This window comes from Bacillus sp. AFS015802 (genome assembly GCF_002561455.1).
Lineage (GTDB): Bacteria > Bacillota > Bacilli > Bacillales > Bacillaceae_B > Rossellomorea.
This window is the reverse complement of record NZ_NTUP01000070.1, coordinates 47,419-69,023: the sequence shown is the minus strand read 5'-3', so window position 1 is coordinate 69,023 and position 21,605 is coordinate 47,419. Positions and strand designations below refer to the sequence as shown.

Sequence of the window (21,605 nt, the reverse complement as noted above, 5' to 3'; positions counted from 1 at the left end):
TTGATATGCCCCTATTTTGCTAACACTTCTATAAATTCCCTCATATAGTCAGGAAGATCAGGTGGTCGGCGGCTGGAAACAATGTGACCATCGGTAACGACCGGTTCATTCATCCATATTGCCCCTGCATTTTCCATATCATCCTTTATTCCAGGTGTACTTGTAACCTTTACTCCCTGAAGAATCTTGGCGGAAATCAATACCCATCCGGCATGGCAGATTTGCCCGATCGGTTTCTTACGTTCATCCATGTCCTTCACCATAGAGATCACTTCATCATAACGACGGAGTTTATCAGGGGACCAGCCTCCCGGAACCAGGATGGCATCGTAATCTTCCGGATTAATGTCTTTAAACGCAAATTCAGAAACAATCGGTACTCCGTATTTCCCGATATATTCCTCGTTCGCATGTTCTCCAACAATATGTACAGTCGCGCCTTCTTCCCGTAAACGCAGGACAGGGTACCACAACTCCAAATCTTCGAAATCCGCACTGACTAATTGAATGACTTTTTTACCAACTAACTTCAATGCAATTCCTCCTTCCTTATCTATATACATTGTCTAAGTTAAAAGCAGATATTGCAACCGATAACCTTAATTATAGGGACTATACTTCTTAATCGCTTTAATGATTGTTTTCGTTTGGAAATAAGACACAATGAAGGCAGTTACGGTCATGATAGTTCCAAAAGTATATATAAGTTTAGAAAATTGCTTGAATGAATTTTTTTTCAAGAGATTCACCCTACCTTTAGAAAAATTTAGAAATCTTCCCCTATTATTCCCATTTTGAAGAGAAGTATGATTGGTATGGACAAGCCTTTCTATCATATAACAACGAGCAGCGTCATATCCTGATAATACTTTACCTGAAAGGGGTGAGCTGATGTATTACCCATCCTACTCTTCGATGAACCGGGACATGAATGGCGAAACGTGTTCATTGCCTTTTTGTGCTCAAACAAGTGATCGTGCCCCTCTCTTTATCGCGGAGGCTTACGATAACGTTCAGAAGAAGATAAACACCGTCAATTTAGAGGCATATAGGGGGAAATGGGTCATTTTATTTTTTTATTCCAGCGATTTCACCTTCGTGTGACCGACTGAATTGGCAGCGGTCGCTGCTATTTACCCTAAAATCCAGGCATTACAAACTGAAGTTCTTGGAATAAGTACAGATAGTGTTTACGCCCATAAAGTGTTTACGGAAGTATCCCCTTCTGCATCCAAGGTTCCATTTCCATTGGTGAGTGACCGAAATCATCAAATAAGTAGAGCGTATCGAGTATTGAATGAACAGGCAGGAGCAACCTTTCGAGCCACCATTATCATCGATCCGGAAGGGATCATCTCTTCAAAAATGATCTACCCGCCTGAAGTGGGAAGAAATGCCTATGAAATAACAAGGATACTGGAGGGTATCCAATATGCAAAGAAGACGGGGACAGGGGTTCCTGCCAATTGGCTGCCGAGCCAATCCGGAATTCAAAAGAACCCTGACTTTATCGGAAAAATATAAAAAAACGTCCCGGTCATCGGGACGTTTCATATCATTTTTCCAATAATTTAATCAGTGCTTGGGTACCACTGTTCTCTTCACCTTGAGCGGCGAGCTCCTCATATAAGGAAAGGGCTAACTCCAACCCGGGGGTCCTTAGTTCCATTTTTTCAGCTGAATCAAGGGCAATCTTCAAATCCTTGATAAAATGCTTCACATAAAACCCTGGAGCATAATCTTCTTCCATCATCCGCGGAACCAGATTACTCAGGGACCAACTCCCTGCTGCCCCGGATGTAATGCTTTTCAGCACATTTTCCGGATTCAGTCCCGAATTTTTCGCGTAAAGCAGGGCTTCACTGACCCCCATCATGTTCGAGGCAATGGTAATCTGGTTGCACATTTTTGTATGCTGCCCCGCTCCTGCTTTTCCTTGATAAACGACATTCGAACCAAGAAGTTCCAAGACGGGTTTGGCCCGTTCAAACGTTTCCTCTTCCCCTCCTGCCATAATGGAAAGCCGCGCTTCCCTGGCTCCGATGTCCCCTCCCGAAACGGGAGCGTCCAAAGTGGATATTCCTTTCTCCCTACCTGCTTTAAAGATGGCCTCTGCTAATGCCGGAGAAGAAGTTGTCATATCAATGGCTATGGAACCCTGTTTCAAATGTTGCAGAATCCCTTGCTCCCCAAGGTATATTTGCTCTACATCCGAAGGGTACCCAAGGATGGTAATAACGATATCCGAAGCTTCAGCCACTTCCTTCGGTGTATCTGCCCATTTTGCACCGCTATGTATCAATTCTGATGCTTTTTCTTTCGTACGATTGTAGACAACCATGGGAAAACCTGCCTTTAAGATATGACCGGCCATACTTTTACCCATAACCCCTGTGCCAATAAATCCAATGACCGTTTCTTTCGTTACGTTCTTCATTCCATACATCCTCTCTTGGTTAATCTTCTATGTTTATTTTCATCCAGAATGTAAGGTTTGTCCACTCCTTCCTACTATTGAAATCCTTGTTCATGTTTAAATTCATGTCCGTCGGGAAAACAAAGACCATAGTAATCAAACGAACCAATAGAATGGAGGAGAAGAAATGAAAGTGAATAAAACCTTACTTGTCGGTGCAACCGTTACGGCTGGTTCACTCGGATGGATCCTGTCATCGAAAGAAAAGCGTAATCAACTGCACAATGTAAAAGAGGGATTGGTGACGAAATTCAAAAAGAGAAGAAAAGAAGATCTTCCCGTTGAAAAAGGCGGACACCCGGATCCTTCAAATATTGAAGACAATTCCATGGTAAGTGAAGGTGCCATGACATCCGTTCAATACTACAACGAGCAAAAACAAGATTAAAAAAACTGAACGCAAGGATTGCTCTCCTTGCGTTCAGTTTTTTCTAATTTAGGGAGAAAAAATAAACAGTGACAAACAAAAGAACGATGGTAGCCACCACAGTCATCATCTTAATGAAGGCGTCGGCTGATACAAATGTCTGTGTGTTAATATGTTTCCTGGTACGATAATAATTCATGGTGGATCCTATAATGATGGCTAAGCCGATGAAGATGGAAACAGCACTTATGCCCGCAGCGATTCGGTCTTGAAAGGGATCACCTTGAAGGGAATTAAAATGTAAACTTGTCGTTAAAAATCCAATTCCAATGATGGCAATGGCTGTACGGATCCACGCCAAAAACGTCCGTTCATTTGCCAGGTGCTGCTGAATATATTTTGATTCATTTGTTTCTTTCATGATGGATCACTTCCTTGGTTCTTCCATTGCAGGCCAACATCCCAATCGGTTTTGGTATGTTGGCCCTGTTGCTGCTGTCCTAATGGAAACTTCATAGGGTGCCTTAAGACCGGCTGATTGAACTCACACCAATCAGCGAACGGCGCATCGGTTTGGACCTGTTTCCATTTCACGTTTTTCTTCTTCTTCAGGATTGATTTTACCCATGTTCGTTTCACGGATTTTCTCGTAGCTATTAGGTTGTGGAGGAAGGTTTTCTGTGACTGTCTTTCTGAATTCCTCTTCATCATCGATATTTAAACCATGATTTTCTTTATACAAATCACTTAAAAGATGGGATATTGAACCATCTTCATTCATTTCATCTATAGTCATAAAGTGTGCCGGAAGGACGATTAAATCATCCGGCAGATTTTTGTATCTGGAATACAATGTTTCTCTCAAGTCCCCTACCCAGTCTTCAGCTTTGCCCGCTAAGTCAGGTCTTCCAATCGAATCGATGAATAGAATATCCCCCGTCAATAAATAGTGTTGATCTACGATGAACGACGTGCTGCCGATTGTATGACCAGGCGAGTAGACAGCTTCGATCACCGTATCCCCCACCTTGATATCTGTGTCATCATTCACTTCTTCATAGGTGTACTGAACTTCTTCAGCATCTTTCGTTGGCAAATAATACGTTGCATCAAATTCCTGGCTTAAAGATCGTCCACCGGTAATGTGATCCGCATGGAGATGAGTATCAAGTACCGCCTTAACGGATAGTTCATGATCTTGAATGAACTTCTTATAAGGTCCGACGAGACGGCTTGGGTCAATGAAGGCAACCTCTCCGCCAGATACGATGGCGTAAGATAAGCACCCTTTCCCAATTCGTACGAATTGATAAAGTTCGCCACCTGCCAGGTCCCCGATCTTAACAGGCTCAAGATATTCACTCCATGCCTGCATGCCCCCTTCAACAGAATAAATATTATCCATTCCTGCATCCGTTAGCATCTCTGCCGTTTTAGTCGAAGAGTTCCCTTTGGCGCAAATGACATAAATGGCTTCATCGTCCGGTAATATGGATTGAACCGATTCCAGATGATCTTTCAACTCAGAAAAGGGTTTGTTAATGATCTTAACGTTTTTCCCTTCTACTTTCCAATCGTCAAAGGCTTCTTGGGGACGAACATCCAGAATGAACATTCTGTCTCCATTCATGATTTTTTGTGTAAGCTCTTTGGCTGTTACATTCTTAACTGTCATAACATACAATCCTCCCTTATATTTATTGTTGTTTCATCGTTTATACAATATCCTACATTTCATTTTTTAAACCTGACGGGGTATATAAATTGTGAGATCGAAATATAAAGTCTAAACAAACGTTATTCGACTTCCCCTTCCCAAGCAAGCATCCCGCCTTCCATATTTATAACATGATACCCATGATAATCAAGAAACTTAACGGCCCGGCTACTTCTCCCTCCTGATTGACAGACGACGATATACTCTTTCTTCTTCTCTAATTCATTCATACGAAATTCCAGAAGCCCCAACGGAATATGAATACTGGTCGGGATTTTCCCATTCCGTACCTCAGCTGCCTCACGGACATCGATGATATTGACTTGTTCTCCAACCGATAATCGGCGTTGTACTTCATTGCTCATAATTGTTTCCATTCATGATCACTCTCTTTCAGTATGTTTTAAAGAAATTAATGAGACCAGGAATTCATTCCTCCCTTAACATTCGTTAAAGAGGTGAATCCTTTCTTTTCCAGGAGTTTACATGCATTGGCGCTTCTCATTCCACTTTGGCAGATGACAATGACTTCCTTTTCTTTGGATAATGTGTGAGCGCTTTGTTGTAAGGATTGTAATGGCATATTTTTAAATTGTTTAATGTGATTTTGCTTGAATTCTCCTGGTGTACGCACATCAATAAACTGCTTGTTCTTATCGCCGAGCATTGATTTTAATTCCACTGTAGAAATTTGCTTACTATTTTTACCTGGTTTCTTCAACATGACATATAGAAAAATAAGTACAGCTAAAACAATGAATCCGAGAAATTCCAATTTAAGCACCTCAACTTTTTTTATAAAATCGTGAATGTCACCCATTCACTATCTACCCCTTATAATATACCCATATAGGTATAATGTCAACAATATAATACACTTAGAGGACTTCTTGTATTTAAAAAAACCGACTCAATACGTAGAGTCGGTTTGGTTTATTTAAAGATAATAATAGTATCGTTTATGCGGGCCTTTAAATGGGGTGTTCACGATCTGTCCCCCGAGAAACCCTAATCCGAGACCGATTAATCCTGCACCGATGGGATTTATTCCATACCCATAACCACCAGGAGGCACATAAGGTGGCGGACCGTAACCCGCCTGGGGGAATCCCGTGGGTGGATATGGATATCCCTGAGGACCGTACATTTGTGGACTGGCGTATGGCCCCTGATTATACGGTGACCCCCCACTCCCTCCCCATGGACCGTAACCCTGTGGCCCACTTTGGACATTCATGTCATTCCCAAGGTTCGGCAATGACCCTGAATTAAATAGGTTCATTAAATTCTTTGTGTTTATGGTGCTCCTCTCATACATGTTCGTCACTCCTCTTTATTAGCCTATTATGAAAAGGAAAAAGGGGAAGGGCAAATGTCCCAGTTGATGTAAATGTAGAGGACAACGACATCCGTTTAAGATCATTTTTTACCTTGCTGGTTTCCATGATAGAATAGTGAAGGATAATAAACGGGGAAAATCGTAAATCTCACAAAAAATTCACTATTTTTATTTATAATGGATTCTGATGCAACTTCTTATATCAAAAGGCAGGGAGTAATGATGATGAAACAATGGAATGTACTCATTGTGGACGATGAAGCGGAAATGAGACAGCTGATCAAGCTGTATTTAAACAGGGAGCATTATTTCTGTATAGAAGCTGAGAACGGATTGGTTGCTCTTGATCAACTGAATAAAACACATGTCGATCTGATGATCGTGGATATCATGATGCCATTTATGGACGGTTTCCAATTACTTGAAGAGGTTAGGGAGAAAAGTCAAATCCCTTTCATTTTCCTTTCTGCCAAAGGCGATGATCTGGACAAGATAAAGGGGCTAAAACTCGGAAGCGATGATTATATGGTCAAACCGTTCAACGCTGAAGAACTTGCAGCACGCATCGAAACCATCCTGAGAAGGTCATACGGCATACAAACGACTCACCGCTCCATGGTCGAAAAATTTGGTCCTGTTTCATTTAACCTGGCATCGAGGACCGTGTCAGTCGGAGAGCTTTCACCCCGTTTAACATTAAAGGAATATGAGCTTTTCTTATTCCTTGCCCGCAATCAGGGACGGGTGTATAAAAGGGATCAGCTTCTTGATCAAGTATGGGGAAGAGACTACGAGGGCAGTGACCGGACGGTTGACACACATATTAAAACATTAAGGCTGAAATTAAAGAATTACGGTCACTTGATTGAAACGGTCTGGGGACTCGGCTATAAATACGAGGGATCCGTTTGAAAAACATAAACCTTACTCTTAATAAGAAAGTATCGCTCCTATTATTGAGCAGCCTTTTTTTAACGATTGTCTTTTCGTTTCTTTTCATTCATTTTCTCTACAAGGATCTGTATATAGGGACCGTGAAGGAATCCCTTCTTTACCAGGGACAGAGGACAGCAGCCCACTACCATTATGGGGATGTCAGCGGGAATGTCAAAGACAAGATCCTTTGGTATAACGTCATCTCTCCCTATGAGGTAACGGTGGTTGAAAAGCTGGATGATTTAGGAAAGAGCTTTCCTTTCCTTATTGATCAGGAGCCCTTGATCAATCCAACAGACAAAAAAGAATTGGCTAGTGGGAATCATGTCATGAAAGAAGGATATGTGAATGAGTTCAATCGAAATGTCATGGGAGCCATCTTCCCTCTGATGAATGAAGATAAGCTCATGGGATATTTGTTCATTTACATCCCTCTCGCTGAAATGACGGAAGTCTTCAGCAAGGGGATCCCCATCTTGATACTGGCAGGAGTCATGTTTTATTTCGTGCTTTTCTTATCATTCAGTCTTCCCTGGACTCCTTGTTCAAGCCGGTCAGGGAAATGCAAAGATTCTCCAATAAAGTGGCCAATGGGAATTTTACGGAGCGTCTTAACGTCACCACCCGGGATGAAATGGCTGAGCTTGCACTGACCTTTAACAGTATGGTCGACTCTTTGGAGCATCAAGAGGAACGAAAAAGGCAATTCCTTTCGAATGTAGCCCACGAACTACGGACTCCCCTCACCTACATAGGGGGGTATGCTAAAGCTTTGACTGACAGGGTTCAAACAAATCCTGAAGAAATAGAAAAAAGCTTACATCTGATCCAAAAAGAATCGATACGTATGCAAAAATTAATTTCCGAGCTCCTTGAATTGAATAAGCTGGAAGATACTTCATTTTCATTGGATATTGAACCAATGGTCCTTTCTCAATTCATAATGGACTCTTTAACACTCGTACGCCCTCTTGCACGGTCGAAACAGATTGACATTCACCATACTTTGAACGAGGACTCGATCATTAACGGGGACCCCAACCGGGTGATGCAGGTATTTTACAACATTTTAGACAACGCATTAAAATATTCCCCTGAGGTAAGTACCATTTCCATCGCTTCTTATGAAAAAGATGGCAAGGCTGTTGTGAAGATCCAAGATGAAGGAATCGGGATACCCTCCGGATCCCAATCACAAATAGGTGAACGATTTTTCAGGTCGGATCTCTCAAGAACCAGAAATACAGGGGGATATGGTCTCGGTCTGTCCATTGCCAAAGAAATCATGCATAAGCACAATGGAACCTTGTCTTTTGAAAGTGAGGAAGGCATCGGAACAACGGTGTATCTCTCGTTTCCATTACTTGAAATATAAAAGACTGAGTCGGCTGACTCAGTCTTTTATATTATCCGAACAGATTTTTGATGGATTTAAAGAAATTTGCGATGGCCTCTAATAATCCGCTAAAGAAATCCGAGACTTTCTGTCCGAACCCCTCATCGTTCACAATATCCTTGATCGTCGTTTGAATATCCTTTGTTAAATCATCGAGTTGCTGTTGAACATTATCAAAATTAATATCAAGTGAGCGCATTTTTTCAAATAGATCAATCAGTAATTGACGATCCTCTGGACTTAATTCAATGTTCAAGCTTTGAAGTTTATCTTCGACGATTTTCTCGACTTCCTCTTTCGTCGCCGGGTCTTGCTCGGCAATTTCCTTTTTGATTTCGGTCAACAATTTACTGATTTCTTCCTTATCGACACCTGCTTCCTTCGCAAGTTCGGTTGCCACGGATAACTCCTCATTCGCCACTTCCATTCGGACGGTATCAAGCTTCTCTCCACTGACATCATACGCTTTATAAATACCGACTAATGCAGAATGACCGCTTACCTTCACTGGAGAAGCAACATCCACGACCGCATTTTCGACTCCCGCTGTCAAAAGAGCATTGGAGTACATTGAATTGGTTACTTCCGTGATGTTCTCCGGTGTCACGATATTGACCTTTAACCCTTCCCCTTTATCTTTACGAGTGATCATGGCAGAAGAGAACATTCGTGCGTTCCGGTTCTCACCTTCAATATATTTGACAAGGTCCTCACCTGTTGCAGTAAACTCCTCCACTTCCGTTCCTTCGTCCATTCCCAATTGCTTTTGAACCTCTTTTTTCTGCTGGCTGGAAAGTGTTTCTCCATATACAACGATAGGCAGTCCGAATTTTTCATTAATGCTTGCTTTATCATTATCTGCAGCTGATGCAGGCTGAATACCGCTTACCATCAATGAACATAGTAAAACGATTCCAATAAGCTTTTTCATTTGAATTCTCCCTTTTTTTCATGATGGATAGATGTTAGAACACATTCATTCATCCATTGTACTAGTCTCATTGAATATGTTCATCCATCTAGAGTCTTATTTCTATCTATTATATAGACGAAAGGGAATCTCAGAAAGTTACAAGATTATTTGATACAAGACAAAAAATGCTTAGTTCTTTGTATCATGACTCTTCCCGTTTCAAGAAGTGTCATGATGATCAGAACTAAGCATCATACTTTATAAGATATCAATCCAGATTTTAATAGCTGTTCCCAAAATTAATACTGCTAAAATCATCTGAAGAATCTTGGTATTCATTTTCTTTCCCGCCATTGCTCCAAGCGGAGAGGCTATTAAGCTTGCTACCACCATAATCATCGCTGGTAAATAATCCACTTGCCCCGTCGAGATCTTTCCTACTGTAGATCCGATGGAAGAAATCAGTGTAATGGCAAGAGAGGAAGCAATCGTCATCCGTGTCGGTATCTTAAGGACGACTAGCATAATAGGAACCAATAGGAATGCTCCCGCCGCCCCCACAATACCTGCACCGACTCCAACGATGAGAGCAAGTATAGCCGACAGCCATTTATTAAAGGTTACATCCTCCAATTTCACATCGTCTATCCCTTTTTTGGGAATGAACATCATGATGGCTGCAATGAGGGCCAGGATTCCGTAAACGATGTTAATTCCCGCTTCACTCATGAATTTAGAGCCATAACCACCAACGAAACTACCGATTAATATACTTACCCCCATATACGTAATGAGTGTTTTATTCAGGTAGCCCCCTTTGCGGTAGGCCAATACTCCGCCAAGCGTGGCAAAAAACACTTGAACGGCACTGATGCCTGAGACCTCATGAGCGGTAAATGAAGCTACTCCCAGCAAAGGTGGAATATACAGGAGCATCGGGTATTTAATGATACTTCCTCCGATTCCCACCATCCCTGATACATAGGAGCCGACAAAGCCGATTAAAAAGATTGTAATGATAAATGCCAAATCCATTGTGAGCCCTCCTCTTCTTGTAAAATGGGAACCGGCTATGCTGGTTCCCATCCGGAAATGATTTCTAAACTACTCGTTTATTATCTTACAGCACAACGATTTGGTCCGATTTCCATCTCACGCTGCTTTTCTTCATCGGGAGTGACTTTCCCCATGTTTGTTTCACGTATTTCCTGGTAAGCATTTGGTTGAGGAGGCAGGTTTTCAGAAACAAGCTTTCTGAACTCTTCTTCACTTTCAATGTTCAAACCGTGGTTCTTGGCATATAATGTCCCAAGCTTCTCACCTACAGAACCGTCTTCATTTAATTCATCAATGATCATAAAGTGAGCCGGTAAAACGGTAAGCTCCATGGAAAGGTCTTTATAACGTTTGTATAGACTTTCTCTCAAGTCCCCCACCCAATCTTCTGCTTTTCCGGCAAGATCCGGTCGACCGATACTGTCGACAAAAAGAATGTCACCTGATAACAGATATTTTTCATCAATCACGAAGGAGGTAGAACCGATTGTATGACCTGGTGAATACAGGGCTGAAATCTCGATGGTTGTATTTCCAATGACGACTTGGTTTCCGTCTTCAAGTGCCGCATAGTCAAATGTCACCTCTTCAGCGTCTTTAGGAGGTAACCAATAAGTCGCTTTCGTTGATGCTGCAATCGTACGTCCACCGGAAATATGATCGGCATGCAAATGCGTATCAAAAACGTTTGTGATCGTTACATCCTTTTCTTTTGCGAAATCGATGAATACATCAGCCATACGGGTAGCATCCACGATTGCGGCTTCGCCGTTTGATACCACCATATAGGATAGACAGCCTTTACCTAAACGCACAAACTGATAAAGCTCTCCCCCATTTGATAAGTCACCCACTTTGACAGGCGCTAAATGCTCACTCCATGCCTTCATTCCGCCTTCAAGATAAGAAACATCCTTCCCTTCATCTGAAAGCATTTCTGCTACCATAATCGAGGACCCTTCTTTTGCACAGACGACAAGAATATCTTTATCCTCAGGAAGTTGATCCATGATTTCTTCAACCCCATCTAAAAGGTCGAAATAAGGAATATTCAAGTATTCAAATCTCTCCCCTTCGATTTTCCACTCTTCAAAGGCATCCGCATTACGAACGTCCAAAATGAATAATTCTTCTCTTTTCATTACTTTTTGTGCCACTTCTTTTGAATTCATTGCTTTAACAGTCATCCATTATCCCTCCTGAAATAAATGAATTATTTAATATCCGATTCTACGTCAGCCGTCCAATCACTCATGCCGGGAACGACATTGATTACATTCTTAAACCCTTTCTCAGCTAATAATTGGGCTGCCATGTCGCTTCTGTTTCCTGTTCGGCAAACAACATATATGTCTTTGTCTTCATTCAATTCACTCATACGGGTTTCAAGTTCGCCTAGTGGAATGGATATTGCACCGGGGATATGTTTGAAAGCATATTCCGCCTTTTCACGAACATCCAGTACAACCATATTTTCGTCGCCCAGCTTACTTGCTAATGTTCCATTGTCTGTCACAGAGTCATGCTTACGCTCAACAGCTTCTTCACCACTTGATTTACGGACGAAGTGCTTGAGGACGTCCCCTTCTTCGATTGTGCCGAGATATTCATGACCTGAACTCTTTGCCCAAGCTTGAAGATCTGCCTTAGATCCTTTGTCTGTTGCCTGGATTTCAATCACATGACCTGCTTCCATATCCTTCATGGCTTTTTTGGTTTTTACGATCGGCATTGGACAAGCGAGTCCCTTTGCATCTAATACGAAATTTGATTCAATACTATTCATATGATTCATTACCTCCAATTACCTCATAGGGTATATTTACGAGCAAAAAAAATTTAGATGAATAAGTTCACGTTTCCATTTTCAGCATCCGCTAAATACGCAGCTACTCCCGCATATTCAATTTCTTCCAATAATTCGTCTTTGTGTAAACCTAATAAATCCATTGTCATGGTACAAGCAACCAGTTTGATGTCCTGCTCTCTTGCCATATCAATTAAATCAGGTAAAGGCATGGCATTGTGCTTCTTCATAACACCCTTGATCATTTTGGGACCCATGCCCATGAAGTTCATGTTTGACAATCCCATTTTATCTGCGCCACGAGGCATCATTTTCCCAAACATTTTCTCCATAAATCCTTTTTTCATAGGTACCATCTCTTCTTTTCTTAGTGCATTCAATCCCCAGAATGTATGGAAAATCGTTACGTCATGATCGTAAGCTGCAGCCCCATTTGCAATGATATAAGCTGCCATCGCTTTATCGTAATCTCCGCTAAAGAGAATGATATTGGTTGTTTTTCTTTCTGACATTGTATCTCCTCCTGTTGTTTACTCCAGGGGGTATATTCCCCCTCAAAAAAAATTAACCCTTTTTAATCCAAAATGTAAATACATCATTTTCTTCATTTGACTCGAGCAATTCATGCCCAGTGGATTTAGCCCATGCTGTCAGGTCACTCTTTGCACCCTTATCCGTTGTTTGAACCTCCAGAATTTGACCGGATTCAATTTCTTTGATGGCCTTTCGAGTTTTCACGATCGGCATTGGACAAGCTAACCCTTTTGCATCTAATACTTTATCTGCGTTCATTAATAATTCCTCCTAAAATAATGTTTTAAAATACCTATAAGGGTATATTATATGATATAAAAAAAGTTGTCAACCCTTTTTCTTATCGACTCTTCACTAATAAATTCACTGCTTCTTTTACAAGGTCTTCAGTACTTTCACCAGTCTCTTGTGAATCCCGTACGCACTCAACAAGATTCATGCTAACAATTAAGCCTACGGAACGGTCAAGAGCTGTTTTGGCTGCGGAAAGTTGCGTAATAACGTCTTTACAATCTTCGCCTTGCTCCATCATTCTAACAATTCCCCGGAGCTGCCCTTCAACTCGTTTGATCCGATTCTTAATTTGTGCATTGTATTCCATCCAGACACCTCCTGCTTACTTGTTGTTTTCTTGCTACATCCACCATAATATACCCTACAAGGTATATAGTCAAGGGGGTATTCAAACTTTTTTTCAAACTAACATAAAAAGACCGATCAGCGATCAGTCTTTTCGTGCATTGATAATCTGACTAAATCAGAAAGAATGTGGTTTGTCTTTTCGCCATATATTCCAGCCGATTCTGAATGAAGGCGACAGGTTCTTCTAAATAGATGGGGATGATCTGATTCCATTCAGGAATGTATTGTTTGATATTAAACTCCATGGCATAGCAGGTATTGGCTGTTAGAGGCAGATCTCCTCTGATGGGAATATCGGCTTGTTGATCGTATAAGCCGATCAACGCACCTGCTTCATGACAGTGATTCCCTAATGGATGGGAATAGAGCATCGCATCGATTTCTTCCTCTCTTGCCATTTTCATCGCTCCTTGAAACACTTCATTTCCAGTTCTCCCGACTTTCATTTCCTCGGTTATGATATCCTCGAACCTTAAAGCGGTTTGCAGCGCGGATTGAAGACCCTCAGGAGCTTCCTCCTCGCCTGGATGGAGGACATAGGCAAGCTGTTGGGTATCGGTTGTCAGACCGAGATAAAGAATACCGAAATCCAAATGAACGATATCGCCAAAACGAATAATTTCACCTTCTATCCGGTCCATATCAGAGCCTTTTCTTTGCAAATCGACCGTAGGATAAAAAGATGTTTCCATACCTGTATCCAGGACACGCTGCCGTATCCAATCCACAACATCTTCAGTCGTAGTGATTCCCGGATGGATCACGGCGCTTGATAACGCTTCTTCCGCAATCATTCTACCAAGCTCTGCAATCGTCGGGTAAGCCACTAGTTCCTTGGGTGATCTGATGGAGAGCCAATCCACAATCACATGTTGGGCAGATACGAATTTATGTGAGTGCTCGTCTAATAGCATCCTTAAATGTTGGTAGTAGGAATGACTCAATCCATCTGCAGCAGCGAATGTCGATGAATAATTCAATGCAATGGTATCAGGGTTATGTGCCTCGACAAGGCGTTTAAGACATTCCCATTGATCACACTCTTCAGGATTCCAGGCTCTTTCATAAAACGGTTCAAAATTAGGATTGGGATGCAGCACCCACTTTTTGAGGTGCTGGCCAAGATCTAAATAGAACACGAGGATCGTCAATCTTCTCGACCCGTCTACTGATGCTGGATAAAGACTCTTCAGGACAGGATCTTCATTATATTCTCTGCCGACTGTGATCCACATGTCTACATTGTGTTTTTTCATTATGGAAGGTAAAAGTGTGTTCAGTCGATGAAACAGCCAACGATTCTGTGTTTCTTCCCTTTTCTTTAAGGGGAGAATGGCAGGTAGATATTTTTTCTCACTTTTCATTTGGACTACTCCCTCACTATATTGTTTTTTTTTACACTTTCGACAAAATCACACATTTTCCCTTCCGAAATTGAAAATGACCATTGAAGAAGTTCTCCAATGATCATTCATACTGTCTATGTATACCCTTTTACTCGTAGACTTCCTCCCCTTCGAATATTGCTTTCTGAAGATAATCTGCAAATTTTTCAAGATGAGAAAGAGAACAGATATCCTCTTCTAATAGAGGGACTCTGTATAAAGCTTGTTCTGTGAACTTCTCCTGCATCAGGTGCAAATAAACTTTTTCCTGATCTCTTCTTTTTTGCAAAAAATCCCCATCGGCTTGCTTTGGAAGGATTTTATTAATGACCAGCCCCCCAATAGACAGTGAATGTCCTGACATCAATTCAATCGCTTTCTCTGTTTCAAGGATCGGCAGCCTTTCGGGTATGAGGACAAAGATAAAGCCAGTCTTCTTTCGATCAAGCATTACCCCTCTTACTTTTGAAAATTTTTCACGGCGTTTTTGAAGGATATCGTAAATCGGATCCTCAACCGGCTCACCATCATTCAAAAGCTGAGAGTAATTCTTGTTTGTCTTCTTCCTTCTTTCAAGCATGCCATCCATCCATACTCCCATTAATTCCGGAAGAGATAATAGTCGAATCGTGTGACCGGTGGGGGCAGTGTCAAAAATGATTTTATCGAAATCATTGTCTTCTTCAAGGATGATTGAAACGATCCGATCAAAAAGGGCTGCCTCTTCTGCCCCTGGTGCAGAGGCGGCCATGTCGATTTGCCGGTGGACTTCATTTACCATATTGGACTTTACCATTCCTTTAAGATTCCCTTTTACTCCGTTGATGTATAGACGTGTTTCTGCATCAGGATCGATTTCGATCCCCCATAAATTTTTCAGTAACGGTGTCTTGTATCCATTGACTTCCTGATGAAATATATCCCCCAGATTATGAGCGGGATCTGTCGAGATAATCAACGTTTTCATTCCCATCCTGGCAAACATGACAGCCAGTGCCGAGGCAGTCGTCGATTTCCCGACTCCCCCTTTTCCTCCTATAAATAAAATGGATTGCTCCAATAATTCATCCATGTCTTTCTCCCTCCTTTCGCTTTAACAGCATCTGATCCCATCAAGGGGGGATTGTTCCATCCCCATTCTCAAGTGCCAGTCATGAAATTTTTCTATCATATATGGATAAAGTTCCAGTGTGTAATAAAATACGGGATTAGGTATTCCCAACATATCCGAGTAGAGAAGCAATAAGAATAAATCCTCCTCGTCCCTTAACTCCCTGGCAATCTCCGTTTTGTGGGGAAGACGGATCATGTCATCATATAGCTCTATTATCCTTTTGAACCTTTCCCTCAAGCTTGCATTCATGCGGAAATCCTCCATTCCTCTATAATGTAATAAAAAGGGGACCCGACGTAAGGTCCCCCTCTTTCATGATTATGCTGAGAACTGTGAAGGGCCATCTCCCTTTTTAGACAGGGAAGACGCCGCTGTGATGAGAATCCACAAAGTGAATATCAAGATAATGCTTCCAAAGATAAATAAAAGCATATTCCCATCCGATTCTCCGGCTCCTGACCATTCAAACACAACTTGATGAATCATGGCCCAAAGCGTCATAAACATGAGGAATACCATCGGGATCAAGGTAGCCAGATAATTCCGCCCCTGCCGCTTCAGCCATATGGTAATCAGCAGTAAACTGATGCCTGCAAGCAGCTGGTTCGATGTCCCGAACAATGGCCAAAGGAGATACCCCCCCGAGCCAAAGCCTTTAGGACCTTGAGGCAAAAGTGTCAAAGCTGCGCTTGATACCACTGCGATCGATGTCGCAATGTGAGCATTGGTTAAGGAATGTACTTTGTACTCCTCCCCCAATTCAGAAATGATATACCTCATGAGGCGAACAGATGAATCCAATGTGGTGGCAGCAAAGCTTACGATAATGACGGAAACAATCGTCGCCGCAATATCTGCCGGGATCCCCACTCCTGTGGCAAGTTGTCCTGCCCCTTTAATGAACACCCCTAAACCCGCTCCACTTGCTGCAGCAAATCCGCTGTATGTCGCTTTGAATTCTTCAGCACTCGGGAAAAATGTGATACAGGCAATGATGGCAATCAATGCGAGTGCCCCTTCCCCTACCGCTCCTAAGTAACCAACAAAGCGGGCATCCGTTTCCTTATTCAACTGCTTTGACGATGTCCCGGATGAAACCAGCCCATGAAAACCGGAAATCGCACCACACGCAATCGTGATAAATAATAATGGGAACCAGGATACATCGGCAGATCCATTGGTCATGGGAGCCGTGATTTCAGGATTTGTGAACAATAGTCCAAGATAGAGTAAACCAAGTCCTACAATCAATTGATGTGAATTGATATAATCACGCGGCTGTAACAGCTTCCATACGGGGAGAATGGATGCGATGTAAACGTAAATCATCAATATCACAATCCACACAAAGAAAGCCATACTCGTTGAGCTTAACCCAAATAATGACGATGTGTCCTGTCCCCCGAAATAGCGGACCAGGTCGATTTGCATGAATTCAACCCGGCTTGCGATGACAGCCGATGCATACATCACGCCAAGGGCCACGATCGAAGGCAATAACATGCTTCCATTACGCTTATAGACGGAATATCCGATCCATACCGCCAACGGAATCTGGATAAAGACAGATAAGACACTCGCCGGAAACGTGATGAATAAATTCGCAATGACCCATGCGAAAACCGCATTGACCATTAAGACAAGAATTAAAATGATGAATAGAAAAAGTACTTTTGCCCTCTTCCCTATCAGCTTATTCGCTAAAGAACCGACGGATTGTCCTTTATTTCGGACCGAAAGAACAAGGGTACCGAAATCATGGACGCCTGCCGCGAATACAGTACCTAAAATCACCCAAAGAAAAGCCGGAAGCCATCCCCAATACACTGCAATAGCCGGTCCTACGATTGGGGCAGCCCCGGCAACAGATGTAAAATGGTGACCCCATAGGACGAATTTATTCGTTGGTACGAAGTCGACACCATCTTTATACTGGTGGGCAGGTGTCACATAATTCGGATCGAGCTTGTACACTCTTTCCGCAATAAGTGTAGAATAATATCTATAACCTATTAAAAATACAATACCTCCTATGACCGCTAACCAAATTCCTCCCATCAAATTCCTCCCTCATCATTTAATACGCACACAATTAATTTCTGAATTTTTTGAATGTATACGCTTACTACATTTTACATTGGGTTTTTATGGATTTCAATAAGAACTTAGTACTTTTATTTTCGATTCCAATATCCCCGGAACTAGTAAAATCCAACAGAAAAGGGCCGATTCACTTCGTGAATCGGCCCTTTTCAAGGAAATCATCGGACCACTATACTGTCCTCATCTGTCGGGTCAACAGCTTGAGGAATATCGACCGTCGTCCTTAGTATGGTTTGTTCTGAATCAGTGGTTTTTGGATGTCCTGCATCAGTTGGAAATTCAAATGGTATCCGTTTTTCCTCACCGGCCCTTATTGTCCCAATCTTGTCTAATGTAATCGTGTCCAAATCTTTTTCGTGATAAGAAAAATCGCTATCCTTTTTATCTTCTTCATACTTAAGGAGAAGTAATAATTGAACTTCATTCACCGGCTGATCGGCCATCCCACCCATCAAGACGACCTCCCCCCTGATATGATCCCCCGGTGAAATCTCGGGTGTATGCACAACAGTATCTACTTTGACATGACCTATCCCGATACTCGACAAAAATTTATTTAACATCGATCAAACCCCCTCGTTCTATTACTTGTTATACTATCAATTTCTTCTCTAATCCGTCCACTCTTACATATTCTGCTAACATTTCGCGAAGAATATGAGAGAATCTTCGGAAAGGAGGGAACATATATGAAAAAAATGGTGGTATCAATCGCAGCCGTCCTCATCATCTGCCTTAGTTTCAGTACTTTTGCTTCTGCAGAAGGTCAAGGACAAACGCCTGAGCAACAAGTGAAGCTGACAGAACAACAAAAAGCAGAGCTTGGTAAATTGCACGAACAAATGTATTTGACTAAGAAAGAACTGGTAAAGAAATATGTAGAGTTCGGTGTCTTTTCCAAAGAACAAGGCGACAAAGTACTGAAGATGATGGAAGAAAAACATCAAAAGCTGAAAGAAAATGGCTACATGATGAGATGGCAACCACATCCTCATCATGGAAAGCAGCTCGATCACAAGGAATAATCAAAAAGGGCGAGTTTTGCCCTTTCAAGCTATCAATGGGCGTCCTGGCTAAAAATTCTCCCTTAGTAAACGGGAAACCTCCTGCACGTCATCCATCGTTACATCATAATGAGTGGTGAAACGTACAAGGGTAGGTCCAAAGGTCACCGCCAATATCCCTCTCTTCTCCAAATCCTCTACAAATTCTGCTGCCTTCATCCCTGTGCCGGTTACATCGGCCACTACGATATTAGTATCCACTTGATTGATGACCGCGATACCTTTACTTTCCAGAATCGATTCCTTCAGTACTTTTGCTTTCTCATGATCTTCCTTTAATCGTTCCCTCATGGTGGTCAAAGCGATCAATCCCGGAGCGGCAACGATGCCGGTTTGTCTCATTCCCCCTCCCAATCGTTTCCTCCATTTTCGAGCCCGTCCAATAAAGCTTTGACCACCTGCGATGATGGAACCAACTGGAGCGCCCAAGCCTTTAGATAAACATATTTGAACGGTATCGCAATGATCCGTGAACTCCCTGACATCTCTGCCACTGGCAGCAACGGCATTAAAGAGCCGCGCTCCGTCAACATGGACAGGAATGGAGTGTTCCTTGGCGATGGAATGGATGGCGCGCATATTCTCGGGGGAGACAATCGCCCCCCCGGCACGGTTATGTGTATTTTCCAGACAAATCAAGCCCGTTTCCGGAAAATGCTGATCCTCCCCGCGAATGGCATCTTCTACATCCTTAGGATCCATCTCGCCATCTTTTCCTGTGATGGTACGTGTTTGAACACCTGCCAGAGCCGCAACTGCACCTGATTCATAGTAAAAAATATGCGAATTCGTTTCTAATAGAATTTCATTTCCCGGTCGCGTGTGGGTCAATACGGCAATTTGGTTACCCTGCGTACCGCTGGTGACAAATAACGCCTCCTCCTTGCCAAGGATTCGTGCCGCTTCCTTTTCGAGCCTTTGGACGGTCGGGTCTTCACCATACACATCATCCCCTACTTCTGCCTCATAAGCTGCCCTTCTCATTTCCTCTGTTGGTTTTGTTACCGTATCACTTCGCAAGTCAATCATCATGGGAATCCTCCTCTAAACATTCACTGAATTCATTATAACAAAGGAATCACAACCGTGGAGGTTTCAGATAGAATGCAACGGTAGTGAACAAAACACCCTACCAAATGCCTACTAAAAATTATAATTATAGGAATATTCTAAACTTTCCAGATATATTTATGTTACTATTTTATTAATCTGATCCGCAGGTCAGAGTCTAATGCCCTGTCAGAGGAGAAGGTTCAAATGACGATCGGTTCTAAAATCCGTTTTCACAGAATCAAACGAAAACTCACACAAGAAGATTTATCTAAAGGCATCATTTCGGTATCCTACCTTTCCAAGCTGGAAAACAATCAGGTGACCCCTTCAAATGACGTCATACAATTGCTTTGTGAACGATTGGGTGTGAATCAGCCACTTGAGCGCCCGGATCATTTGAATAAGCTTCTCGAGAAATGGAATCATGCATTGCTTTGGAATAAGTCGGAGGAAGCACAGTCCATTCACCAAATCATCCGAAGAGATCTTGAACAGACAGATGAACTAATGGCCCATTTATTTTACAGGATTCTCTGCTTCCGCGTTCAGTTATTAGAGGGCAATCTTGCCGAAGGTTTGAAGCACATGCTGCATATCCAATCGAATTATAAGGAACTTACCGACACGCTGAAATTTTACTATCACAAGTATAAAGGGAATTATTATTACCTGATTGAAGAATACGAAAGAGCCAAAGGAGAATTGAAAGAAGCCGAAACTTATTATGTGCTTGGTAATGTGGTGAACGAAGAAGAAAGAGCGGATTTATTTTATCTATTCAGCTTAGTCCTCACACGTTTAAATATGTATCGTTTAGCCATTTATTACGGTGAAAAATCCCTTTCGATCTTCCAGGGGGTATATTATCAAAAAAGGTGCGCCGAGGTACATTTACTATTGGGCATTTGCTACAGGAGGATCCGCTATAGCGAGGAGGCCTTGAAGCATTATGAATGGGCCAATTTTATTGCTCACACCATTCAGTATACCTCCTTACATTCAAAGGTAGAGCAAAATCTCGGATATCTTAAATCCTTTATGAATAAGAGTGAAGAGGCCATCCAGCATTATTTGAGAAGCATCGAATTAAAAGGGTCCGACGAAGAAGGCAGACTCTATTCAATCCTCTCCCTGGTCAAGGAATATTATAAATTGAATCAGTTTCATGATGTTCAATTCTGGTTACCTAAAGGGTTGGAGCTATGTTCAAAAGAAAGGTACCCTGAAAAATTCTATCAGTTATCATACTACCAATTTGCTTTAAAAGAATTCCCTAATGGATTTGAGAAGTTCATGAAGGAGTATGCCCTCCCCTTCTTCAAAAAAAACGGCTCTCTTCTATTATATGCTGAGTATTCTAAATTCCTTGGACACTATTACCAGGGGGTTAGAAAATATAAATTGGCTGCTTTTCATCTAAATGAAGCCAATGTGATTTATGAAGGAATGCTGACTTTATAGGGAGGTGAAAATAGATGAAAAAAGTGAAAAAATTATTGATCATCACCAGTCTTACCGCTATGGCCCTTGCCGGTGTGGTCGTAACGAATTCCAATGAAGAAGAATTCCCACCGTTCTCAAGTAAACTGTAATCTTGCACTGGACCGGCCTTTTATAGGACCGGTCCTTTTTCTACTCAGGCTGATCCCTTCCTTAATGGGGTATATCCACAAGAAACCTTAATGGCGATTCAATTCAAGTGT

27 protein-coding genes are annotated in these 21,605 nt (G+C 42.0%); 8 read left to right on the top strand and 19 right to left on the bottom strand.

What is annotated here, in order from left to right; genetic code table 11:
- Nucleotides 1-11 precede the first annotated feature (11 nt).
- Nucleotides 12-533, bottom strand: coding sequence for a type 1 glutamine amidotransferase domain-containing protein (locus tag CN378_RS21300; protein WP_098354506.1), 522 nt, complete (start codon nt 531-533; stop codon nt 12-14).
- 394 nt (nt 534-927) lie between these two features.
- On the opposite strand from CN378_RS21300, the gene CN378_RS21295 reads away from it, so the two are divergent.
- Nucleotides 928-1,524: a peroxiredoxin gene (locus tag CN378_RS21295; protein ID WP_098354580.1), complete on the top strand. Its 597-nt coding sequence runs from the start codon at nt 928-930 to the stop codon at nt 1,522-1,524.
- A 31-nt stretch (nt 1,525-1,555) separates the two neighbouring features.
- On the opposite strand, the gene CN378_RS21290 is transcribed toward CN378_RS21295, so the two are convergent.
- Nucleotides 1,556-2,437, bottom strand: a complete 882-nt coding sequence (locus tag CN378_RS21290; RefSeq protein ID WP_098354505.1) for an NAD(P)-dependent oxidoreductase — start codon at nt 2,435-2,437, stop codon at nt 1,556-1,558.
- 166 nt (nt 2,438-2,603) lie between these two features.
- On the opposite strand from CN378_RS21290, the gene CN378_RS22380 reads away from it, so the two are divergent.
- Entirely contained in the window at nt 2,604-2,864 is a 261-nt protein-coding gene (locus CN378_RS22380; protein ID WP_142323648.1) for a hypothetical protein, read from the top strand.
- A gap of 43 nt (nt 2,865-2,907) precedes the next feature.
- Here CN378_RS22380 and CN378_RS21280 read toward each other — a convergent pair whose 3' ends face one another.
- The 4 genes from CN378_RS21280 to CN378_RS21265 form a co-directional block, all read right to left on the bottom strand.
- Nucleotides 2,908-3,264, bottom strand: coding sequence for a YidH family protein (locus CN378_RS21280; RefSeq protein ID WP_098354504.1), 357 nt, complete (start codon nt 3,262-3,264; stop codon nt 2,908-2,910).
- Between the two features lie 132 nt (nt 3,265-3,396).
- Nucleotides 3,397-4,518: an MBL fold metallo-hydrolase gene (locus CN378_RS21275; RefSeq protein WP_179885018.1), complete on the bottom strand. Its 1,122-nt coding sequence runs from the start codon at nt 4,516-4,518 to the stop codon at nt 3,397-3,399.
- A gap of 122 nt (nt 4,519-4,640) precedes the next feature.
- Complete coding sequence (locus CN378_RS21270; protein ID WP_098354502.1) at nt 4,641-4,937, bottom strand: rhodanese-like domain-containing protein; 297 nt, start codon at nt 4,935-4,937, stop codon at nt 4,641-4,643.
- A gap of 35 nt (nt 4,938-4,972) precedes the next feature.
- Nucleotides 4,973-5,284 carry a rhodanese-like domain-containing protein gene (locus tag CN378_RS21265; RefSeq protein ID WP_483295110.1) on the bottom strand — a complete coding sequence of 104 codons (312 nt, stop codon included), beginning with the start codon at nt 5,282-5,284 and terminating at the stop codon, nt 4,973-4,975.
- Between the two features lie 356 nt (nt 5,285-5,640).
- On the opposite strand from CN378_RS21265, the gene CN378_RS22375 reads away from it, so the two are divergent.
- From CN378_RS22375 to CN378_RS21245, 4 genes are all read left to right on the top strand, one after another.
- Nucleotides 5,641-5,832 (top strand): hypothetical protein, encoded by a 192-nt coding sequence (locus CN378_RS22375; protein WP_142323647.1) that lies wholly within the window; start codon nt 5,641-5,643, stop codon nt 5,830-5,832.
- 292 nt (nt 5,833-6,124) lie between these two features.
- Nucleotides 6,125-6,811 carry a response regulator transcription factor gene (locus CN378_RS21255; RefSeq protein ID WP_218924834.1) on the top strand — a complete coding sequence of 229 codons (687 nt, stop codon included), beginning with the start codon at nt 6,125-6,127 and terminating at the stop codon, nt 6,809-6,811.
- The gene (locus CN378_RS21250; RefSeq protein ID WP_098354499.1) at nt 6,808-7,488 is read left to right on the top strand and encodes a hypothetical protein; all 681 of its coding nucleotides are present in this window, start codon (nt 6,808-6,810) and stop codon (nt 7,486-7,488) included. Before CN378_RS21255 ends, CN378_RS21250 begins: the two co-directional genes overlap by 4 nt.
- Nucleotides 7,398-8,210, top strand: coding sequence for a sensor histidine kinase (locus tag CN378_RS21245; protein ID WP_098354498.1), 813 nt, complete (start codon nt 7,398-7,400; stop codon nt 8,208-8,210). The genes CN378_RS21250 and CN378_RS21245 overlap by 91 nt, the downstream gene beginning before the upstream one ends.
- Nucleotides 8,211-8,241: 31 nt before the next feature.
- Here the strand turns inward: CN378_RS21245 and CN378_RS21240 are convergent, their stop codons facing one another.
- The 12 genes from CN378_RS21240 to CN378_RS21185 all read right to left on the bottom strand — a co-directional run bounded on the left by CN378_RS21240 (nt 8,242) and on the right by CN378_RS21185 (nt 18,348).
- Entirely contained in the window at nt 8,242-9,162 is a 921-nt protein-coding gene (locus CN378_RS21240) for a DUF1002 domain-containing protein (protein WP_098354497.1), read from the bottom strand.
- A gap of 240 nt (nt 9,163-9,402) precedes the next feature.
- Nucleotides 9,403-10,179: a sulfite exporter TauE/SafE family protein gene (locus CN378_RS21235; protein WP_098354496.1), complete on the bottom strand. Its 777-nt coding sequence runs from the start codon at nt 10,177-10,179 to the stop codon at nt 9,403-9,405.
- 80 nt (nt 10,180-10,259) lie between these two features.
- Complete coding sequence (locus tag CN378_RS21230) at nt 10,260-11,387, bottom strand: MBL fold metallo-hydrolase (protein WP_098354495.1); 1,128 nt, start codon at nt 11,385-11,387, stop codon at nt 10,260-10,262.
- Nucleotides 11,388-11,413: 26 nt separating this feature from the next.
- Nucleotides 11,414-11,986 carry a sulfurtransferase TusA family protein gene (locus CN378_RS21225; RefSeq protein WP_098354494.1) on the bottom strand — a complete coding sequence of 191 codons (573 nt, stop codon included), beginning with the start codon at nt 11,984-11,986 and terminating at the stop codon, nt 11,414-11,416.
- Between the two features lie 53 nt (nt 11,987-12,039).
- Nucleotides 12,040-12,519 (bottom strand): DsrE/DsrF/DrsH-like family protein, encoded by a 480-nt coding sequence (locus CN378_RS21220; RefSeq protein ID WP_098354493.1) that lies wholly within the window; start codon nt 12,517-12,519, stop codon nt 12,040-12,042.
- A gap of 52 nt (nt 12,520-12,571) precedes the next feature.
- The gene (locus CN378_RS21215) at nt 12,572-12,799 is read right to left on the bottom strand and encodes a sulfurtransferase TusA family protein (RefSeq protein WP_098354492.1); all 228 of its coding nucleotides are present in this window, start codon (nt 12,797-12,799) and stop codon (nt 12,572-12,574) included.
- Nucleotides 12,800-12,881: 82 nt separating this feature from the next.
- Nucleotides 12,882-13,142, bottom strand: coding sequence for a metal-sensitive transcriptional regulator (locus CN378_RS21210; RefSeq protein ID WP_098354491.1), 261 nt, complete (start codon nt 13,140-13,142; stop codon nt 12,882-12,884).
- A gap of 151 nt (nt 13,143-13,293) precedes the next feature.
- A complete protein-coding gene (locus CN378_RS21205; protein ID WP_098354490.1) occupies nt 13,294-14,547 on the bottom strand; it encodes a M24 family metallopeptidase in 1,254 nt (417 codons plus the stop codon).
- A gap of 130 nt (nt 14,548-14,677) precedes the next feature.
- Nucleotides 14,678-15,640, bottom strand: a complete 963-nt coding sequence (locus CN378_RS21200; protein WP_098354489.1) for an ArsA family ATPase — start codon at nt 15,638-15,640, stop codon at nt 14,678-14,680.
- Between the two features lie 21 nt (nt 15,641-15,661).
- Complete coding sequence (locus tag CN378_RS21195; protein WP_098354488.1) at nt 15,662-15,931, bottom strand: cory-CC-star protein; 270 nt, start codon at nt 15,929-15,931, stop codon at nt 15,662-15,664.
- A 69-nt stretch (nt 15,932-16,000) separates the two neighbouring features.
- Entirely contained in the window at nt 16,001-17,740 is a 1,740-nt protein-coding gene (locus CN378_RS21190; RefSeq protein WP_098354487.1) for a carbon starvation CstA family protein, read from the bottom strand.
- Nucleotides 17,741-17,943: 203 nt separating this feature from the next.
- Entirely contained in the window at nt 17,944-18,348 is a 405-nt protein-coding gene (locus CN378_RS21185; protein ID WP_098354486.1) for a sporulation protein, read from the bottom strand.
- Nucleotides 18,349-18,474: 126 nt separating this feature from the next.
- Here CN378_RS21185 and CN378_RS21180 point away from each other — a divergent pair, with 126 nt between their 5' ends.
- Nucleotides 18,475-18,810: a DUF2680 domain-containing protein gene (locus tag CN378_RS21180; protein ID WP_098354485.1), complete on the top strand. Its 336-nt coding sequence runs from the start codon at nt 18,475-18,477 to the stop codon at nt 18,808-18,810.
- A 48-nt stretch (nt 18,811-18,858) separates the two neighbouring features.
- On the opposite strand, the gene ltaE is transcribed toward CN378_RS21180, so the two are convergent.
- Entirely contained in the window at nt 18,859-19,878 is a 1,020-nt protein-coding gene (gene ltaE, locus CN378_RS21175) for a low-specificity L-threonine aldolase (RefSeq protein ID WP_098354578.1), read from the bottom strand.
- 228 nt (nt 19,879-20,106) lie between these two features.
- On the opposite strand from ltaE, the gene CN378_RS21170 reads away from it, so the two are divergent.
- A complete protein-coding gene (locus CN378_RS21170) occupies nt 20,107-21,363 on the top strand; it encodes a helix-turn-helix transcriptional regulator (protein WP_098354484.1) in 1,257 nt (418 codons plus the stop codon).
- The last annotated feature ends 242 nt before the right edge of the window (nt 21,364-21,605 follow it).

Bases quoted from the DNA above. Each gene is read 5' to 3' on its own strand.
- CN378_RS21275 (WP_179885018.1), bottom strand. From the start codon at position 4,518: ATGACAGTTAAGAATGTAACAGCCAAAGAGCTTACACAAAAAATCATG.
- CN378_RS21220 (WP_098354493.1), bottom strand. From the start codon at position 12,519: ATGTCAGAAAGAAAAACAACCAATATCATTCTCTTTAGCGGAGATTAC.
- CN378_RS22380 (WP_142323648.1), top strand. From the start codon at position 2,604: ATGAAAGTGAATAAAACCTTACTTGTCGGTGCAACCGTTACGGCTGGT.
- CN378_RS21205 (WP_098354490.1), bottom strand. From the start codon at position 14,547: ATGAAAAGTGAGAAAAAATATCTACCTGCCATTCTCCCCTTAAAGAAA.
- CN378_RS21200 (WP_098354489.1), bottom strand. From the start codon at position 15,640: ATGGATGAATTATTGGAGCAATCCATTTTATTTATAGGAGGAAAAGGG.
- CN378_RS21240 (WP_098354497.1), bottom strand. From the start codon at position 9,162: ATGAAAAAGCTTATTGGAATCGTTTTACTATGTTCATTGATGGTAAGC.
- CN378_RS21270 (WP_098354502.1), bottom strand. From the start codon at position 4,937: ATGGAAACAATTATGAGCAATGAAGTACAACGCCGATTATCGGTTGGA.
- CN378_RS21265 (WP_483295110.1), bottom strand. From the start codon at position 5,284: ATGTTGAAGAAACCAGGTAAAAATAGTAAGCAAATTTCTACAGTGGAA.
- CN378_RS21215 (WP_098354492.1), bottom strand. From the start codon at position 12,799: ATGAACGCAGATAAAGTATTAGATGCAAAAGGGTTAGCTTGTCCAATG.
- CN378_RS21180 (WP_098354485.1), top strand. From the start codon at position 18,475: ATGAAAAAAATGGTGGTATCAATCGCAGCCGTCCTCATCATCTGCCTT.
- CN378_RS21290 (WP_098354505.1), bottom strand. From the start codon at position 2,437: ATGAAGAACGTAACGAAAGAAACGGTCATTGGATTTATTGGCACAGGG.
- CN378_RS21245 (WP_098354498.1), top strand. From the start codon at position 7,398: ATGCAAAGATTCTCCAATAAAGTGGCCAATGGGAATTTTACGGAGCGT.
- CN378_RS21225 (WP_098354494.1), bottom strand. From the start codon at position 11,986: ATGAATAGTATTGAATCAAATTTCGTATTAGATGCAAAGGGACTCGCT.
- CN378_RS21230 (WP_098354495.1), bottom strand. From the start codon at position 11,387: ATGACTGTTAAAGCAATGAATTCAAAAGAAGTGGCACAAAAAGTAATG.
- CN378_RS21210 (WP_098354491.1), bottom strand. From the start codon at position 13,142: ATGGAATACAATGCACAAATTAAGAATCGGATCAAACGAGTTGAAGGG.
- CN378_RS21280 (WP_098354504.1), bottom strand. From the start codon at position 3,264: ATGAAAGAAACAAATGAATCAAAATATATTCAGCAGCACCTGGCAAAT.
- CN378_RS21185 (WP_098354486.1), bottom strand. From the start codon at position 18,348: ATGTTAAATAAATTTTTGTCGAGTATCGGGATAGGTCATGTCAAAGTA.
- ltaE (WP_098354578.1), bottom strand. From the start codon at position 19,878: ATGATTGACTTGCGAAGTGATACGGTAACAAAACCAACAGAGGAAATG.
- CN378_RS21195 (WP_098354488.1), bottom strand. From the start codon at position 15,931: ATGAATGCAAGCTTGAGGGAAAGGTTCAAAAGGATAATAGAGCTATAT.
- CN378_RS21190 (WP_098354487.1), bottom strand. From the start codon at position 17,740: ATGGGAGGAATTTGGTTAGCGGTCATAGGAGGTATTGTATTTTTAATA.
- CN378_RS21235 (WP_098354496.1), bottom strand. From the start codon at position 10,179: ATGGATTTGGCATTTATCATTACAATCTTTTTAATCGGCTTTGTCGGC.
- CN378_RS21255 (WP_218924834.1), top strand. From the start codon at position 6,125: ATGAAACAATGGAATGTACTCATTGTGGACGATGAAGCGGAAATGAGA.
- CN378_RS21170 (WP_098354484.1), top strand. From the start codon at position 20,107: ATGACGATCGGTTCTAAAATCCGTTTTCACAGAATCAAACGAAAACTC.